Origin of the sequence: Micromonospora yangpuensis (genome assembly GCF_900091615.1) — a bacterium.
GTDB classification, from domain to species: Bacteria; Actinomycetota; Actinomycetes; order Mycobacteriales; family Micromonosporaceae; genus Micromonospora; species Micromonospora yangpuensis.
Map to the genome: position 1 here is coordinate 1,154,549 of NZ_FMIA01000002.1, position 15,693 is coordinate 1,170,241.

Consider the following 15,693-nt stretch of genomic DNA (forward strand, 5'->3'; position numbering starts at 1 on the left):
GCGGGGCTCCCCGGCTTACCGCCGGCCCGTCATGACGTACCCCGGGGGTTGCTGACAGAATTACCGCCATGTCCGAAGCTGTCGCCCGTCCCCGCGTCTTCTCCGGTATCCAGCCGACCGCCGACTCCTTCCACCTCGGCAACTACCTGGGCGCGGTCTGGCACTGGGTGGCCCTGCAGGATACCCACGACGCGTTCTACTGCGTGGTCGACCAGCACGCGATCACCGCCGGACACGACCCGAAGGTGCTGCACCAGCGCACCCGCAAGGCCGCCGCCCAGCTGCTCGCCGTCGGGATCGACCCGGAGCGCAGCACCCTCTTCGTCCAGTCCCAGGTGCCCGAGCACGCGCAGCTGGCCTGGATCCTGGGCTGCATCACCGGGTTCGGCGAGGCCAGCCGGATGACCCAGTTCAAGGACAAGTCGCAGAAGCAGGGCAGCGACCGGGCCAGCGTCGGCCTCTTCACGTACCCGGTCCTGCAGGCCGCCGACATCCTGCTCTACCAGGCCGACGCGGTGCCGGTCGGCGAGGACCAGCGCCAGCACCTGGAGCTGAGCCGCGACCTGGCCCAGCGGTTCAACAACACCTTCGGCAAGACCTTCGTGGTCCCGGCGGCGCACATCGTCAAGGACACCGCGAAGATCACCGACCTGCAGGAGCCGCGGGCCAAGATGAGCAAGTCCGCCTCGGCACCCGGGGGCATCATCGACCTGCTGGAGGATCCGGCCCGTTCGGCCAAGAAGATCCGCTCGGCGGTCACCGACACCGGCCGGGAGATCATCTTCGACGCCGAGGCCAAGCCGGGCATCGCCAACCTGCTCACCATCTACTCCGCGCTCACCGGGCGCGGCATCGACGAGCTGGTCGGGGCGTACGCCGGCAAGGGCTACGGCGACCTGAAGAAGGACCTGGCCGAGGTGGTGACCGACTTCGTCAGGCCGATCCAGCAACGCACCAACGGGTACCTCGACGACCCCGCGCAGCTGGACAAGCTGCTCGCCGCCGGGGCGGAGAAGGCCCGCGCGGTCGCCGAGCCGACCAACCGTGCGGCCTACGAGCGGGTCGGCTTCTTCCCGCCGGTACGCAGCCGGTAGCGCCCCGGGACGCGGACGGTAGGCGGTTCGATAGGTGGACGGTTCGGGGCACAAAGGGGTGGCGCGGGGCGTGGAGCACAGGAACGGCTCGGTCGAGGTGGGCGACACGATCCAGATCGGGGTCGCGGTGGACATCCCGGAGCCCTGGGGTGCCCTGCTCACCCGACGCCGGGCCGAGGCCGGCGACCCGCAGGCGGCCGACATCCCGGCCCACGTCACGCTGCTCGGCCCGACCGAGATACCGGTGACCGCGCTGCCGGCCGTCGAGTCGCACCTGTCCTCGGTCGCCGCCGCCCACCTGCCGTTCACCCTGCACCTGCGGGGCACCGGCACGTTCCGCCCGGTCACCCAGGTGGTCTTCGTCGCGGTGGCCGCCGGGATCAGCGAGTGCGAGCTGCTGGCCGCCGCGATCGGCTCGGCGAGCGAACTGCACCGCGAGGCCCGCTTTCCGTACCATCCGCACGTCACCGTCGCCCAGGACGTCGCGCCGGAGGCCCTGGACCAGGCGTACGAGGACCTGGCCGACTTCTCGGCGATGTTCGAGGTCGACTCGTTCACCCTCTTCTCGCACAGCGGCCAGGCGCGGTGGCAACCACGCCGGGACTTTCCGCTGGGCGGCTGACGGGCCGCCGATCGGCGGATCGCCGGCGTGGAGCGGCTGGGCCTGCCGGTCGGTGACCGCAGGAGGGCGGAGATCGGCAAGGATGACACCGTGGACGTGATGGGTCGGCTGACCGCCGGCATCGACCGCCGGCTGACCGCCGTACGCCGAAGGTCCTCGGCCTTCGACCACTTCTGGCGGGCCGGGGAGCTGTACGCCGAGATGCTCGGCGGACGGCTCGCGGCGGCCATCGCGTACTACGGTTTCTTCGCCGTGTTCGCGTTGGCGCTGGTCGCGTACTCGGTCTTCGGCGCGATCCTGGAGGACAACGACGACGTCAGCGAGGCGGCGGCGGATTTCCTCGGGGAGAACCTGCCGTTCCTCGACCCCGCGCAGATCGCCCAGAGCAGCGGTACCGTCGGCGTGATCGGCCTGGTCATCCTGGTCTTCACCGGCATCGGCTGGATCGAGGCGATCCGCTCCTCGCAACGCCTGCTGTACCGGCTCAACCAACAGCCCGGCAACCTGGTGATCCGCCGGCTGGTCGATCTCGTGGTGCTGATCGGCATCTTCCTGCTGCTCGGCGTCTCGGTGGCCGCCGTCGACGCGCTGGAGTCGCTGCTGCGGTTCCTGCTGCGCAGCACCGGCTCGCTCGGCCTGACCACGATCAGCGCGGTACTCAGCGTGGTGGTCAACGCCGTCCTGGCCACCGCGTTGCTGGTCGCCGTGCCCCGGCTGCGGATGAGCCGGAACCGGCTACGTCCGGTGGTGCTCTTCGTGGCCGTCGGGATCACCCTGCTCAACACCGTCGGCCGGTTCTACGTGGTACGCACCGAGCGGAACCCGGCGTACACGGTGGTCGCCGGTGCTGTCGGGCTGCTGCTCTACCTCTACCTGCTCAACCAGTTGGTGCTCTTCGGGGCCGCGCTGGCCGCCACCAGCCGACGCGGCCGGGTGGTGGACCTCGCCGAGGCCCCCGCCCCACCCCCACCCCCGCCGCCGCCCCCACCGCCGCCGTCGTCCCCGGCCTCGGGCTCGGCCTCGGGCTCCGCGCTGTCCCCGGGCTCGGTCCCGGGTTCGGGCTCGGCCTCGGGCTCGGCCTCGGGCTCGGGCTCGGGCTCGGGCTCCGCGCTGTCCCCGGCCTCGGGCTCGGTCCCGGGCTCGGCCTCGGGTTCGGTCCCGGTTCCCGGTTCGGTACCGGTCCCCGCTTCGGTCCCGGTCCCGTCCTCGGTTCCGGGCTGGGCCTGTGCCCAGGCTCCGCAGGACCGGGACCTCGACGGGGAGACCGATCCCGGCACCCCAGGTGGGGCAGGTTGACCTGCGGCCGGCCGGGCTCCCCCAGCAAGATCGACGCAGTTTCCTGGATGTAGGGGCTCTCGGGGCGTCCGAATACCCCGACATCCAGGAAACTGAGTGGATCATGGGGCGAATGATCACGCGACTGGCTGACAATTCGGGCAAATGCCGTACAGCCCCTCACGTTTCCGGCCCATCATGAGCCGGTGGGCGCACTCGTGACGTTGGACCTGCCGGAGGACTCGCCGATCCTCGGCCTACCGTGGATCATCACCTTCGGGCCGCTCAGCGACGCCGACGAGTGGGAGCCGGTGGTCTGCGGGCCGTACGAGCGACCGCACGCGTTGGCCCTGGCCGAGGCGGTGGTCGCCGAGGAGCAGCTGATGGCGGTGGTCGAGCCCCTGCTGCCGGCGGTCTCCGCCGACGAGATCCGTGACGAGATCGCCGCCGCGCAGGCCACCGCCGAGTCCGAGGCGGCCCAGCTCGAAGAGGTCGACCTGTACGGCGACTACGAGGAGACCGTCGACGAGGAGCAGGAGCGCACCGAGGCCGAACGCCACGCCGAGCCGCTCACCGCCCCCACCGAGGCCGAGCTACGTGCCGGCTTCACCCGCATCGCCACCATGCTCACCGGCAAGGGCTCCTGACACCCCCGCCGCCCGCCGCCGCTGCCCCGCCACCAACCCCCCGCCGCCAACCCCCTGCCGCCAACCCCCCGCCGCTGCCCCGCCGAAGCGCCGCCAGCCCTGGCACCGGGGTGAGAGGGGTTCCCCTCTCTACCGAATGCGTTAACAGGGGGCCCTTCCTTACAGACGGAGCGGTGCCCGGGCCCCCCTTGGCCCGGGCACCGCTTCCACCACACCCCCCACCACAAGGGGTTCACGGCCGGTCGTCTCGCCCGAACGACCGGGATGCGGAGTCTGTTACCCCGCTGGGCGCCGGTCGAACCATGCCGCCGCGTCGATCGGCAGCAGGTGACCGGGGGACTGTTCGGTGAGGGGTGCGCTGGCGGCGATCGGCTGGCCGTAGCCGTCGACGGTCACCGGTGCCCCGCTGAGGTTGACCACGCAGGTCAGTTCGGTGTCGTCGGCGGCGCGGCGGAAGGCCAGCACGCCGGGGCCGGTCTCCAGCCAGGTCACCGCGCCGCCGTCGGCGGCCAGCGCCGGGTGTTCGCGTCGGATCCGCAGCGCGGTGCGGTACAGCTCCAGGGTGGAGCCGGGTACGCCGGTCTGGGCGGCCACCGACAGGACCCGCCAGGTGGCCGGGGCCGGCAGCCAGCTCAGCTCGCTGCCGGCCGGACCGAAGCCGTACGGGGCCAGTTCGCCGCTGAACGGGATGGGTACCCGGCAGCCGTCGCGGCTCTCCCCGGTACGGCGGAAGGACGGGTCCTGGCGCAGTTCGTCGGGGAGGTCGAGCACCTCCGGCAGGCCCAGTTCCTCACCCTGGTAGAGGTAGGCGCAGCCGGGCAGGGCGAGCATCAGCAGGCTGGCCGCCCGTGCCCGACGCAGTCCGATCTCGCCGTCGCCGTACCGGGTGACGTGCCGTTGCTTGTCGTGGTTGGAGAGCACCCAGGTGGTCGGCGCGCCGACGATGGTCGCCTCGGCCAGCGCCGTGTCGATCACCTTGCGGAACGAGTCGGCCGACCAGGTGGCGTCCAGGAAGTCGAAACTGAAGGCCTGGTGCAGCTCGTCGGGGCCGATGTAGCGGGCCAGGCGTTGCGGGGTCTCGGCCCACGCCTCGGCCACCGCCATCCGGCCGCCCGGGTAGCTGTCCAGGATCGGCCGCCAGGCCCGGTAGATCTCGTGTACCTCGTCCTGGTCGAAGTAGGGCAGTCGGCCCTTGCCGAGGAGTTCGGACTGGCGGCGACCGGTGGTCATGGTGCTGAAGCCGACGTCCGGCAGCCCCTCGGCCTTGATCATGCCGTGGGCCACGTCGATCCGGAACCCGTCCACGCCCCGGTCGAGCCAGAACCGCAGGATGTCCTCGAACTCGGCGCGTACCTCGGGGTGCCGCCAGTTGAGGTCCGGCTGGGCCGGGTCGAACAGGTGCAGGTACCACTGGCCGTCGGCGACCCGGGTCCAGGCCGGCCCGCCGAAGATGCTCTCCCAGTCGTTCGGCGGCAGCTCACCGTGCTCGCCCCGGCCCTCGGCGAAGAGGTAGCGGGCGCGTTCGGCCGAACCGGGGGCGGCGGCGAGCGCGGCGGTGAACCACGGGTGCGCGCTGGAGGTGTGGTTCGGCACCAGGTCGACGATGATCCGCAGCCCCAGGGCGTGCGCCTCGGCGATCATGTGGTCGAAGTCGGCGAGGGTGCCGAAGCTCGGGTCGACGTCCCGGTAGTCGGCGACGTCGTACCCGCCGTCGATCATCGGCGAGGTGTAGAAGGGGGTCAGCCAGAGCGCGTCGACGCCCAGGTCGCGCAGGTACGGCAGGCGGTCGCGTAGGCCGGGCAGGTCGCCGATGCCGTCGCCGTCACTGTCGGCGAAGCTGCGGACGTACACCTGGTAGACGACGGCGGCGCGCCACCAGTCGTCGTCGGTCAGCGGCGCGCAGGAGCGGGCGGTCAGCGGCGCGGAGGGGCTGGCGGTCATCGGTGTCGGACCCCGTTTCGTGACGCGGGACGGCGGCACCCGCAGCGGCGCGGATGGTGGATGGTGCGGTGCTGGTGTCCAGCAGAATGCCGGCAGAGGACTGCAAGAGTCAAGCAGCTCTTGCGCAAGGAACGCGGTAGTTCGACGGTCAGGCGGTCGCGGCGAGCGCGGACGAGGGGGCAGCCGGCGGGGTGGGGCGCTGCCGCCGGCCGCCCCGGGCGACGACCGCGGTGGAGCCCCGGACCACCAGCTCCGGGCGGAACAGGTACTCCGAGTGCGGGGCGGCGTGGCCGTTGATCTCGTCGACCAGGGCCCGTACGGCGGCCACCGACATCCGGGTCACCGGCTGGCGCATGGTGGTCAGCGGTGGGTCGGTGAACGCCATCAGCGGTGAGTCGTCGTAGCCGACCACGGAGAGGTCGCCGGGGACGGTGAGCCCGCGCTGCCGGGCGGCCCGGATCGCGCCGAGGGCCATCAGGTCGGAGCCGCAGACGATGCCGGTGACCCCGCGCTCCAGCAGGCGGCCGGCGGCGGCCTCGCCGCCCTCCACCCCGAACAGCGACAGCTCGGCCAGCTCGTCCAGCTCGGTGCCGTCCACTCCGGTCAGCCGGGTCATCGCGGCCCGGTAGCCGGCCACCCGGCGGCGTACCGGCACGAACCGGTCCGGGCCGGTGACCAGGCCGATCCGCCGGTGCCCGAGGGCGACCAGGTGGGCCACGGCCAGCTCGGTGGCCTCCCGGTCGTCGCAGGAGACGAAGGGCGCGGCGATGTCCGGGACGTACCCGTTGATCATGACGACCGGCAACGGCCGGGCGATCAACGTCCGGTAGCGGTCGTGGTCGGCGGAGGTGTCGGCGTGCCGACCGGAGACGAAGACGATGCCGGAGACCTGGCGGTCCAGCAGCATCTCGACGTACTCGTCCTCGGTGACCCCGCCCGGGGTCTGGGTGCAGAGCACCGGGGTGAACCCGCTCTGCGCCAGCGTCGACTCGATCACCTGGGCGAAGGCGGGGAAGATCGGGTTGTCCAGCTCCGGGACGACCAGTCCGACCAGGCCGGCGCTGCGTTTGCGCAGGCGGGCCGGGCGCTCGTAGCCGAGGACGTCGAGGGCGGTCAGGACGGCCTGCCGGGTCTCCGCGGCCACGCCGGGTCGGTCGTTGAGCACCCGCGACACCGTGGCCTCGCTGACGTCGGCCTGTTGGGCGATGTCGGACAGTCGAGCGCGCATGGCCGCACTGTAGCCCACCGACAACTTCTTGCGGACTGCTCTGCAAGACCTTCCATTCCATGCAACGTCTTGCTAACGTCCCGGCAACACGCGAGAGCAGCGGCGCAGGACATCGCGCGCCGGTTGGCAAGAAACTTCCAGCTTTCCACTGGCGAGTCGCCCGTCCCGGCGGCTCGCCATGACGACAGGAGTACCGATGCGCATCCGTACCGCGGGTGTGGTCGCCGCCCTCGGCCTGGCGCTCGCCGCGTCCGGCTGTGGCGGCGCCGACGGCAACGACGAGCCGGCCGCCACCGGGTCCACCCCGGCCACCAGCGGCAAGCTGGTGATCTGGGCCGACGACAAGCGGACCGCCGCCCTCAAGCCGTTCGCCGAGAAGTTCGGCCAGGAGAACGGGGTCACCGTCGAGGTGCAGGCCGTCTCCAAGGACCTGCAGACCAACTTCGTCACCGCCGCCCAGCAGGGCAGCGGCCCGGACGTGGTGGTCGGCGCGCACGACTGGATCGGCAACCTGGTGCAGAACGGCGCGATCGAGCCGGTGCAGCTCGCCGCCGACCAGCGCGGTGCCTTCAACGAGACCGCGATCAAGGCGGTCACCTTCAACGGCCAGCTCTACGGCGTGCCGTACGCGCAGGAGAACCTGGCGCTCATCCGCAACACCGAGCTGGCCCCGCAGGCGCCGAAGACCATCGAGGAACTGGTGGCCACCGGCAGGAAGCTGAAGGCGGAGAAGAAGGTGAGCGAGATCCTCTGCCTCCAGGTCGGGCAGAACGGCGACGCGTACCACATCTACCCGCTGTACACCTCCGGCGGCGGCTACCTCTTCGGCACCGCCGCCAACGGCGACTACGACCCGACCGACGTCGGGGTGGGCAAGCCGGGGTCGGTCGAGGCGTTCAAGAAGATCGCCGCGCTCGGCGAGAAGGGCGCGGGTGCGCTCAAGCGCTCCATCGCCGACACCAACTCGATCGCCACCTTCACCAGCAAGAAGTGCGCCTACCTGGCGTCCGGCCCGTGGGCCACGACCGACGTCAAGAAGGCCAACCTCGCGTACGACATCTCCGCCTTCCCCGGCTTCGCCGGCGGCAAGGAGGCGCAGCCGTTCGTCGGGGTCCAGGCGTTCTACGTCGCGGCCAAGGGCAAGAACAAGGCGCTGGCCCAGGAGTTCGTGGCCAACTACACCACCAAGCCGGAACTGGCCGTCGCCCTGTACGAGGCCGAGCCGCGCCCGCCGGCGCTGACCGCCGCCCTCGACCAGGTCAAGGGCGCCGACCCGGACCTGGCCAAGTTCACCGAGGCCGGACGCAACGGCCAGGTGCTGCCGGCGATCCCGGCGATGGCGGCGATCTGGGATCCGTTCGGCAAGGCCGAGGCGGCGATCATCGGCGGGGCCGACCCGGAGAAGACGATCACCGCCGCCGGCAAGACGATCACCGGTTCGATCAAGTAATGCGCACGTCGCTGTCCGGCCCGGGGTCCACGTCGACGACCCCGGGCCGGGAGCCCGCCGGCTCCCGGCCCACCCCAGGGCGTCGTACCGCGCGTCACGACGCGCCGATCACCCCGGCCGGCCTCGCGGTCAAGGTGATCCTGCTCGGCCTCACCGCCGGGATCGCGGTCTGGGCGGCCTTCCCGCTGGTGGCCGCCGGGGCGTGGGTCGGGTTGGCACTGCTGGTGGCCACCACCGCCGGCCTGGGCTACCTCTACCTGGGACGCCGGCACGTACCGGCGAAGTACCTGGTCCCCGGGACGCTCTTCCTGATCGCCTTCCAGGTGCTCCCGGTGCTGTACACGGCCAGCACGTCCTTCACCAACTTCGGCGACGGCCACCGGGGCAGCAAGGACGAGGCGATCGTGGCCATCCAGACCGCCTCGGTGCGGCAGGTGCCCGGCTCCACCGAGTACGCCCTGACCATCGCCACCACCGGCGACCCGGCCGGCGGGCCCCTGGTCTTCCTGGTCACCGACCCGGCCACCGGTGCCGTCTCGGCCGGCGACGGCGACGGACTGCGGCCACTCGACCCGGCCGAGGTCACCGTCGCCGCGGGCGGGCGGGTCACCGAAGCGCGGGGCTACACGGTCCTCAACGTCGGGCAGGCAAGCCTCCGCAGCCAGGAGATCACCGACCTCGTGGTGCCGACCGCCGGGGGCGCGCTGCGCTCCTCCGGCCTGTCCCGCGCCTACCAGGGCACGGCGGTCCGGGCGTACGACGCCGACTGCGACTGCGTCCGCGACACCGAGACCGGGCGGGTCTACCCCGCCGACGCCGAACTCGGCTCCTTCGTCGCCGCCGACGGTGAACGGCTGGCCCAGGGCTGGCAGGTGGGCGTCGGGCTGCGCAACTTCACCCGGGTGCTCACCGACCCGGCCATCTCCGGCCCGTTCTTCGGCACGCTGGTCTGGAACTTCGCCTTCGCCGTCGGCTCGACCGGGGGCACCTTCCTGCTCGGCATGTTCATCGCGTTGGCGCTGCACTCGCCCCGGATGCGGGGCACCAACCTGTACCGGGTGCTGCTGATCCTGCCGTACGCCATGCCGTCGTTCGCGATGCTGCTGATCTGGCGGGACATGTTCAACACCGACTTCGGCCTGATCAACAACGTCTTCGGGCTGGGCGTGGACTGGTTCGGCGGCGAGTGGACCGCCCGGTTCGCGGTGATCCTGGTGCAGCTCTGGCTCGGCTACCCGTACATGTTCCTGGTGGCCACCGGCGCGTTGCAGGCGATCCCGCGCGAGCTGACCGAGGCGACCAGCGTGGACGGGGCCTCACCCTGGCAGTCGTTCCGGGCGGTCACCCTGCCGCTGCTGCTGGTCGCGCTCTCCCCGCTGCTGATCGCGTCGTTCGCGTTCAACTTCAACAACTTCAACGCGATCTACCTGACCACCGAGGGTGCGCCCTTCCCGGCGGACAACCCGACGAACGGCGCCACCGACCTGCTGATCACCTACACCTACCGGTTGGCGTTCGGCGCGCAGGGCGCGGAGTTCGGGTTCGCGGCGGCGATCTCGCTGTTCATCTTCACCATCGTGGCGGTGGTCTCCGCGGTGAGCTTCCGCCGCACCCGCAAGCAGGAAGAGGTGTACGCATGACCACGCGCTGGTTCACCCGGGTCGGCTGGCGGCACCTGGTAGGCGTACTCGCGGTGGGGTTCAGTCTCTTCCCGATCCTGTTCGTCTTCTCCGCCGCGCTCAACCCGCAGGGCACCCTCTCCTCCACCACGCTGGTGCCCACCGACGGGCTCTCGCTGGCAAACGTCGGCGAGCTGTTCGAGCGCACCGCGTTCGGCAGGTGGTTCGTCAACTCGCTGCTGATCGCCGGGCTCGCCTCGTTCGCCTCGGTCTTCCTCTCCTCGCTGGCCGCGTACGCCTTCAGCCGGATGCGCTTCGCCGGGCGGCGGGTGGGGCTGCTCGCGCTGCTGCTGATCCAGATGTTCCCGCAGTTCCTGGCGATCGTGGCGATCTTCCTGATCTTCGGCACGATCACCGACCTCTGGCCCGCCATCGGCTTCAACACCCCGTGGGGGCTGCTGCTGCTCTACCTCGGTGGCGCGCTCGGGGTGAACACCTGGCTGATGAAGGGCTTCTTCGACACCCTGCCGAGGGAACTGGACGAGTCGGCCACCATGGACGGGGCCACCCACGCCCAGGTCTTCTTCCGGATCATGCTGCCGCTGGTGGCCCCGATCCTGGCGGTCACCGGCCTGCTCGCCTTCATCAGCACGATCAACGAGTTCCTGATGGCGAACGTCTTCCTCACCAGCACCGACTCGAAGACCCTGGCCGTCGGCATGTACGGGATGTTGCAGGGCAACGAGCGCAACAACAACTTCGGCATCTTCGCGGTGGCCACCCTGCTCACCGCGATCCCCACCGTGCTGGTCTTCCAGTTCCTCCAGCGCTACATCGTCTCCGGGCTGACCTCCGGGGCGGTGAAGGGATGAGGCCGCACCACGACGGGTCCGCGCTGTACGTACCGGAGCAGGCCCCGGCCCTCGGTGACACCGTGAGCGTCTTCGTCCGGGTCCCCGCCGACGACGACGTGCGCACCGTGCACGTGCGGACGACCCCGGACGGGGAGCCGAAGTTCGCCGAGGCGGTCCTCGACCGGCGTACCGGCGACGAACTCTGGTACCGGGCGGAGGTACCGGTCCGCAACCCGGTCAGCAGGTACCGGTTCCTGCTCAGCGGCCGGGGCACCCGCCGGTGGCTCGACGCCGCCGGGGTGCACGACCACGACGTGCCGGACGCCGGGGACTTCCGGCTGGTGGCGTACGACCCGCCGCCGGCCTGGGTGCGCGACGCCGTGGTGTACCAGATCTTCCCGGACCGGTTCGCCAGGTCCGCCGCCGCCGACACCCGGACCGTCCCGGACTGGGCGATCGGCTGCGACTGGGACACCCCGGTCGTCGGGTACGGCCCGCAGACGCCCCGCCAGTTCTACGGCGGTGACCTGGACGGGATCACCGAACGCCTGGACCACCTGGACCGGCTCGGGGTGAACACCGTCTACCTCACCCCGGTCTTCCCGGCCCGCTCCAACCACCGGTACGACGCGGCCAGCTTCGACCACGTCGACCCGCTGCTCGGCGGGGACGCGGCGCTGGCCCGGCTCGCCGCGGCGGTGCACGCCCGGGGTTGGCGGCTGATCGGCGACATCACCAGCAACCACACCGGGGACGCGCACGAGTGGTTCACCTCGGCACGCGACGGGTCCGCCGCCGAACGCGAGCTGTACTACTTCGACGCCGCCGGTGACTACGAGTCCTGGAACGGGGTCCGGTCGCTGCCCAAGCTGAACTGGGGCAGCGCCGAACTGCGCCGCCGGTTCGCCACCGCCGACGACTCGCTGCTGCGCCGCTGGCTGCGCCCGCCGTACGGGCTGGACGGGTGGCGGGTCGACGTGGCCAACATGACCGGCCGGCGGGGGCGGGACGCGTACACCCACGAGGTGGCCGCCCTGCTGCGCCGGACCGTCGCCGAGACCCGACCGGACGCGCTGGTGGTCGGCGAACACGGCCACGACCACACCGGTGACCTGGACGCCGACGGGTGGCAGGGCACCATGAACTACGTAGGCTTCACCGACCCGGTCTGGTCCTGGCTCAAGCACGGCGACGAGCCGGTGCCGAACTTCCTGGGCACCCCGGGCGGGGTGGTGCGGCGGTCCGCGCCGGAGGTGCTGGCCACCATGGACGTCTTCCGGTCGCTGGTGTCGTGGCGGGCCTACACCCACTCCTGGCAGCTGCTCTCCTCGCACGACTCGGCCCGGATCCGGACCGTGGTCGGCGACGCCGCCCGCCACGAGGTCGCCGCCGGACTGCTGGCCACCATGCCCGGTACGCCGATGGTCTTCGCCGGGGACGAGTGGGGGTTGACCGGCGGCAACGGCGAGGGATCGCGTACCCCGATGCCCTGGCACCGGCCGCAGGACGTCGACCAGGGCACGTTCGCGGCGTACCGGTCGCTGTTGGCGCTGCGGCGCGACGAGCCGGCGCTGCGCCACGGTGGCCTGCGCCGGGTGTACGCCGACGCGGACACCCTGGTCTTCCTGCGGGAGTCGCCGGCCGGGTCGGTGCTGGTGCTGGCCCGTCGGGCGGCCGGGCGGCCGGTCCGGCTGGTCGGGCTGCCGGCCGCCACCAACCGGTACGGCGGCGCACCGGACCTGCGTCCGGACGCCACCGGCGCGCTCGTGCTGCCCGCCGACGGCCCCACGTTCCAGGTCTGGCGACTCGGCTGACACTGGTCTCCCCGGCCCGGCGACTCGTCGTCGCGGCCGGGGTGCACCGGCTCAGCCGGCCAGGGCTTCCTTCATACGCTGGATCTCCACCGCCTGCTCCAGGGCGACGCTGGTGGCCGACTCGTTGACGATCGGGTCCACCCCGAGGGTCTGGGCCTGTTCGGCCATGGTGATCGCGCCCTGGTGGTGGTTGGTCATCATGTCGACGAACCGTTTGTCGAAGTCGGCGCCCCGGGCGTTCTCCAATGCCTTCAGCGCCTCCGCCGACTGCATCCCGGCCATGTCGTGTCCGTGCTGGTCACCGGCGGTGTCACGGGTGAGTCCCTTGGCCGCCAGCCAGCTCTCCAGCGCCTTGATCTCCGGGCCCTGGGCGGCCAGGATCCGGTCGGCGATCAGGGCGATCTGCTGGTTGCCGGCGCGCTCGGGGGCGAGCCGGGCCATCACCAGGGCCTGCTCGTGGTGCGGGATCATCATGGTGACGAAGCGGACGTCGGCCGCGTTGTAGGTGGCGGCCGGCCGGGGTGTGTACTCGTTGGACGGCACCTGCCGGGCGGTCTCGCCGGGGCGACCCGGCACCAGCACCGGTGCGGTGGAGTCCGGCAGACCGGGCAGGTCGATGGGGTCCGGGCTGGCGGCGGCGCTCGCCGTCGGCTCGGGATCGTCGTCGCCGGCCAGCCCGACGGCCACCGCGACTCCGGCCACCAGCACGCCGACGACGGCCAGCTCCACCAGCGCGATTCCCCGCCACCGGCGGGAACGTCCCCGGATCCGTTCGCCTAGCACAACCCGTCTCCTGCCGCTGACCCATGGTTGGCCGGGATCGTAGCGTGGCCTGGCCTGGGCTGGAAGGCCACCGGAAGCGATTTGGACGGTTACTCCGACCTGCGGTTTTTGTTCAACCCTTCGGGTGAGGGGCGTTACTTGATCGTTACCTGGTCCGGTTCCCGGATGTGATGCAGATCACAATCTCCTGGTGGGGGGCGCGATATGGTCCCGCTACCTCTCCGACCCATCCCCCGCAGAAGGGTGTCACTAGATGTTCAGAAGAACCCCACAAGGGACGCGGAGGCTCGGGGCCATCAGCCTTGCCGCCAGCACCCTCCTGCTCCTCACCACTGTGGCCGGTGCCCCCGCCAGCGCCGCCGCGGTCGAGGAGGCCGCCGACCCGGGCTACGTGATCCCCGGGGTCGACGAGATCTCGATGAGCAGCAACTTCCGGACCATCGCGAACCTGCCCAAGTCCGGCGCCTTCGGGGCGGAGTCCGCCTACAACACCGACATCGCCTTCCAGGGCAACTACGCGTTCGTCGGCAACTACGACGGGTTCACCACCTACGACATCAGCAAGCCGCGGAACCCGAAGGTCGTCAGCCAGGTCGTCTGTCCCGGCGCGCAGAACGACATCACTATCTACGGCAACCTGCTGTTCCTGTCGGTCGACTCGTCGCGCAACGACGACTCGTGCAACAGCGTCGCCCAGTCCGCCTCGATCAAGAGTTCGTGGGAGGGCATCCGGATCTTCGACGTCAGCAACAAGGTCAGCCCGACCTACGTCAAGGCCATCGAGACCGACTGCGGCTCGCACACCCACACCCTGGTCCCCGCCAAGACCAAGGACAAGGTGTACGTCTACGTCCAGTCGTACAGCCCGAACGCGAACTTCCCGGACTGCCAGCCGCCGCACGACAAGCTGTCGATCATCGAGGTGCCGCTGAACGACCCGACCAACGCGTCGGTGGTGGCCACCCCGAACCTCTTCCCGGACACCCTCGGGGCGACCTCGACCAGCGGCTGCCACGACGTCACCGTCTACGCGGAGCTGGACCTGGCCGCCGGCGCCTGCATGGGTGACGGTGTGCTGATGGACATCTCCGACCGGACCAACCCGGTCGTGCTCAGCCGGGTGCGGGACACCAACTTCGCCTTCTGGCACTCCGCCACGTTCAACAACAACGGCAAGAAGGTCATCTTCACCGACGAGCTGGGCGGCGGTGGCGCGGCCACCTGCAACCCGACCATCGGCCCGAAGCGCGGCGCGAACGCCCTCTTCGACATCGAGGGTGCCGGTGCCGACCGCAAGCTGGTCTTCAAGAGCTACTTCAAGATCCCGCGCGAGAACAAGAGCACCGAGAACTGCGTGGCCCACAACGGCTCGCTGATCCCGGCCATGGGCCGCGACATCATGGTCCAGGCCTGGTACCAGGGTGGCATCTCGGTCTTCGACTTCACCGACTCCAGCAACCCGAAGGAGATCGGTTTCTGGGAGCGGGGCCCGCTCTCGGACGCCCGCCTGGTCCTCGGCGGCTCCTGGTCGGCGTACTACCACAACGGCTTCATCTACTCGTCCGACATCCAGAAGGGCTTCGACGTCCTGAAGATCGCGGACGGCCGGACGAACAACGCCGAGGCCGTGGTCGTGGCCAACGAGAGCAACGTGCAGAGCCAGGTCAGCTTCCCGGACTGTACCCAGGTGCTGACCACCCGGGTCAACAGCGGCCTGAACATCAAGTCCGGCACCACCTGCCTGGACCGCGCCACGGTCAACGGGACCATCAAGGTCCACCCCGGGGCCAGCCTGATCGTCTACAAGGGCGAGATCAACGGTGAGGTCAACGCCAACGGGGCCGAGCTGGTCTCGCTCTTCGAGAGCACCGTCAACGGCGGCGTGAAGGCCGTCGGTGCCAAGACCACGATCAAGAACACCACGGTCACCGGCAAGATCAAGCTCAGCTAGTACGCCCCGCGCCACCGCCTCGGCGGTGCGGTCCGCACGTCACGACGCCCGGCCGGACCCCTTCCCGGCCGGGCGTTGCCGTACCGCGCAGTGGGGTATGCGGGACGATGAGCCCGGTGCCGATCCCGCGCACCGCCCGAGAGATCGAGGACGATCTCGTCCGGCGCATCGCCGCAGGCGAGTTCCCGCGGGGTTCCCGCCTGCCCACGTACGACGCCCTGGCCGCCGAGTACGGCTCGGCCCGGCGCACGGTGGCGCGAGCCCTGGACGCACGCAGGTCGCGTGGCGTCGTGGTGGGCGTACCCGGCTCCGGCAGCTACCTCTCGGAGGCCTAGCTCCGCCCCGCGCGCCCCACCCGACAACGCTGGATCGGGGAAACAGTGGCATCCCGGCGGGCCGAGGCCACCATTTCCTG

General features: G+C 70.9%; 11 protein-coding genes and 2 pseudogenes. 10 read left to right on the top strand and 3 right to left on the bottom strand.

Annotated elements, in window-relative coordinates; all coding sequences use genetic code 11:
- Window positions 1-68: 68 nt before the first annotated feature.
- The 4 genes and pseudogenes from trpS to GA0070617_RS05585 all read left to right on the top strand — a co-directional run bounded on the left by trpS (window position 69) and on the right by GA0070617_RS05585 (window position 3,638).
- Window positions 69-1,094, top strand: a complete 1,026-nt coding sequence (gene trpS / locus GA0070617_RS05570; protein ID WP_091434585.1) for a tryptophan--tRNA ligase — start codon at window positions 69-71, stop codon at window positions 1,092-1,094.
- 70 nt (window positions 1,095-1,164) lie between these two features.
- A complete protein-coding gene (locus tag GA0070617_RS05575) occupies window positions 1,165-1,716 on the top strand; it encodes a 2'-5' RNA ligase family protein (protein ID WP_175440449.1) in 552 nt (183 codons plus the stop codon).
- A 99-nt stretch (window positions 1,717-1,815) separates the two neighbouring features.
- Window positions 1,816-2,673, top strand: a pseudogene (locus tag GA0070617_RS05580) (YihY/virulence factor BrkB family protein); the annotation flags it as partial.
- A gap of 524 nt (window positions 2,674-3,197) precedes the next feature.
- Window positions 3,198-3,638: a hypothetical protein gene (locus tag GA0070617_RS05585; protein WP_091434589.1), complete on the top strand. Its 441-nt coding sequence runs from the start codon at window positions 3,198-3,200 to the stop codon at window positions 3,636-3,638.
- A 276-nt stretch (window positions 3,639-3,914) separates the two neighbouring features.
- Here GA0070617_RS05585 and GA0070617_RS05590 read toward each other — a convergent pair whose 3' ends face one another.
- Window positions 3,915-5,579 (bottom strand): glycoside hydrolase family 13 protein, encoded by a 1,665-nt coding sequence (locus GA0070617_RS05590; protein ID WP_091434591.1) that lies wholly within the window; start codon window positions 5,577-5,579, stop codon window positions 3,915-3,917.
- A gap of 148 nt (window positions 5,580-5,727) precedes the next feature.
- On the bottom strand, window positions 5,728-6,807 hold the full coding sequence (locus tag GA0070617_RS05595) for a LacI family DNA-binding transcriptional regulator (protein ID WP_268239623.1): 1,080 nt from the start codon (window positions 6,805-6,807) through the stop codon (window positions 5,728-5,730).
- Between the two features lie 196 nt (window positions 6,808-7,003).
- Between GA0070617_RS05595 and GA0070617_RS05600 the strand changes: the two genes are divergently transcribed.
- The 4 genes from GA0070617_RS05600 to GA0070617_RS05615 are packed head-to-tail and all read left to right on the top strand — an operon-like array spanning window position 7,004 to window position 12,544.
- Window positions 7,004-8,257 carry a sugar ABC transporter substrate-binding protein gene (locus GA0070617_RS05600; RefSeq protein ID WP_091434594.1) on the top strand — a complete coding sequence of 418 codons (1,254 nt, stop codon included), beginning with the start codon at window positions 7,004-7,006 and terminating at the stop codon, window positions 8,255-8,257.
- Complete coding sequence (locus GA0070617_RS05605; protein WP_091434596.1) at window positions 8,257-9,897, top strand: ABC transporter permease subunit; 1,641 nt, start codon at window positions 8,257-8,259, stop codon at window positions 9,895-9,897. The genes GA0070617_RS05600 and GA0070617_RS05605 overlap by 1 nt, the downstream gene beginning before the upstream one ends.
- Window positions 9,894-10,748, top strand: a complete 855-nt coding sequence (locus GA0070617_RS05610; protein WP_091434597.1) for a sugar ABC transporter permease — start codon at window positions 9,894-9,896, stop codon at window positions 10,746-10,748. The genes GA0070617_RS05605 and GA0070617_RS05610 overlap by 4 nt, the downstream gene beginning before the upstream one ends.
- Window positions 10,745-12,544, top strand: coding sequence for an alpha-amylase family glycosyl hydrolase (locus tag GA0070617_RS05615; protein ID WP_091434599.1), 1,800 nt, complete (start codon window positions 10,745-10,747; stop codon window positions 12,542-12,544). The genes GA0070617_RS05610 and GA0070617_RS05615 overlap by 4 nt, the downstream gene beginning before the upstream one ends.
- A gap of 51 nt (window positions 12,545-12,595) precedes the next feature.
- Here GA0070617_RS05615 and GA0070617_RS05620 read toward each other — a convergent pair whose 3' ends face one another.
- Window positions 12,596-13,327 carry a DUF305 domain-containing protein gene (locus GA0070617_RS05620; RefSeq protein WP_229688140.1) on the bottom strand — a complete coding sequence of 244 codons (732 nt, stop codon included), beginning with the start codon at window positions 13,325-13,327 and terminating at the stop codon, window positions 12,596-12,598.
- 253 nt (window positions 13,328-13,580) lie between these two features.
- Between GA0070617_RS05620 and GA0070617_RS05625 the strand changes: the two are divergent.
- Window positions 13,581-14,990 (top strand): annotated as a pseudogene (locus GA0070617_RS05625) (LVIVD repeat-containing protein); the annotation flags it as partial.
- Window positions 14,991-15,385: 395 nt separating this feature from the next.
- Window positions 15,386-15,613 (top strand): GntR family transcriptional regulator, encoded by a 228-nt coding sequence (locus GA0070617_RS05630; protein ID WP_091434603.1) that lies wholly within the window; start codon window positions 15,386-15,388, stop codon window positions 15,611-15,613.
- The last annotated feature ends 80 nt before the right edge of the window (window positions 15,614-15,693 follow it).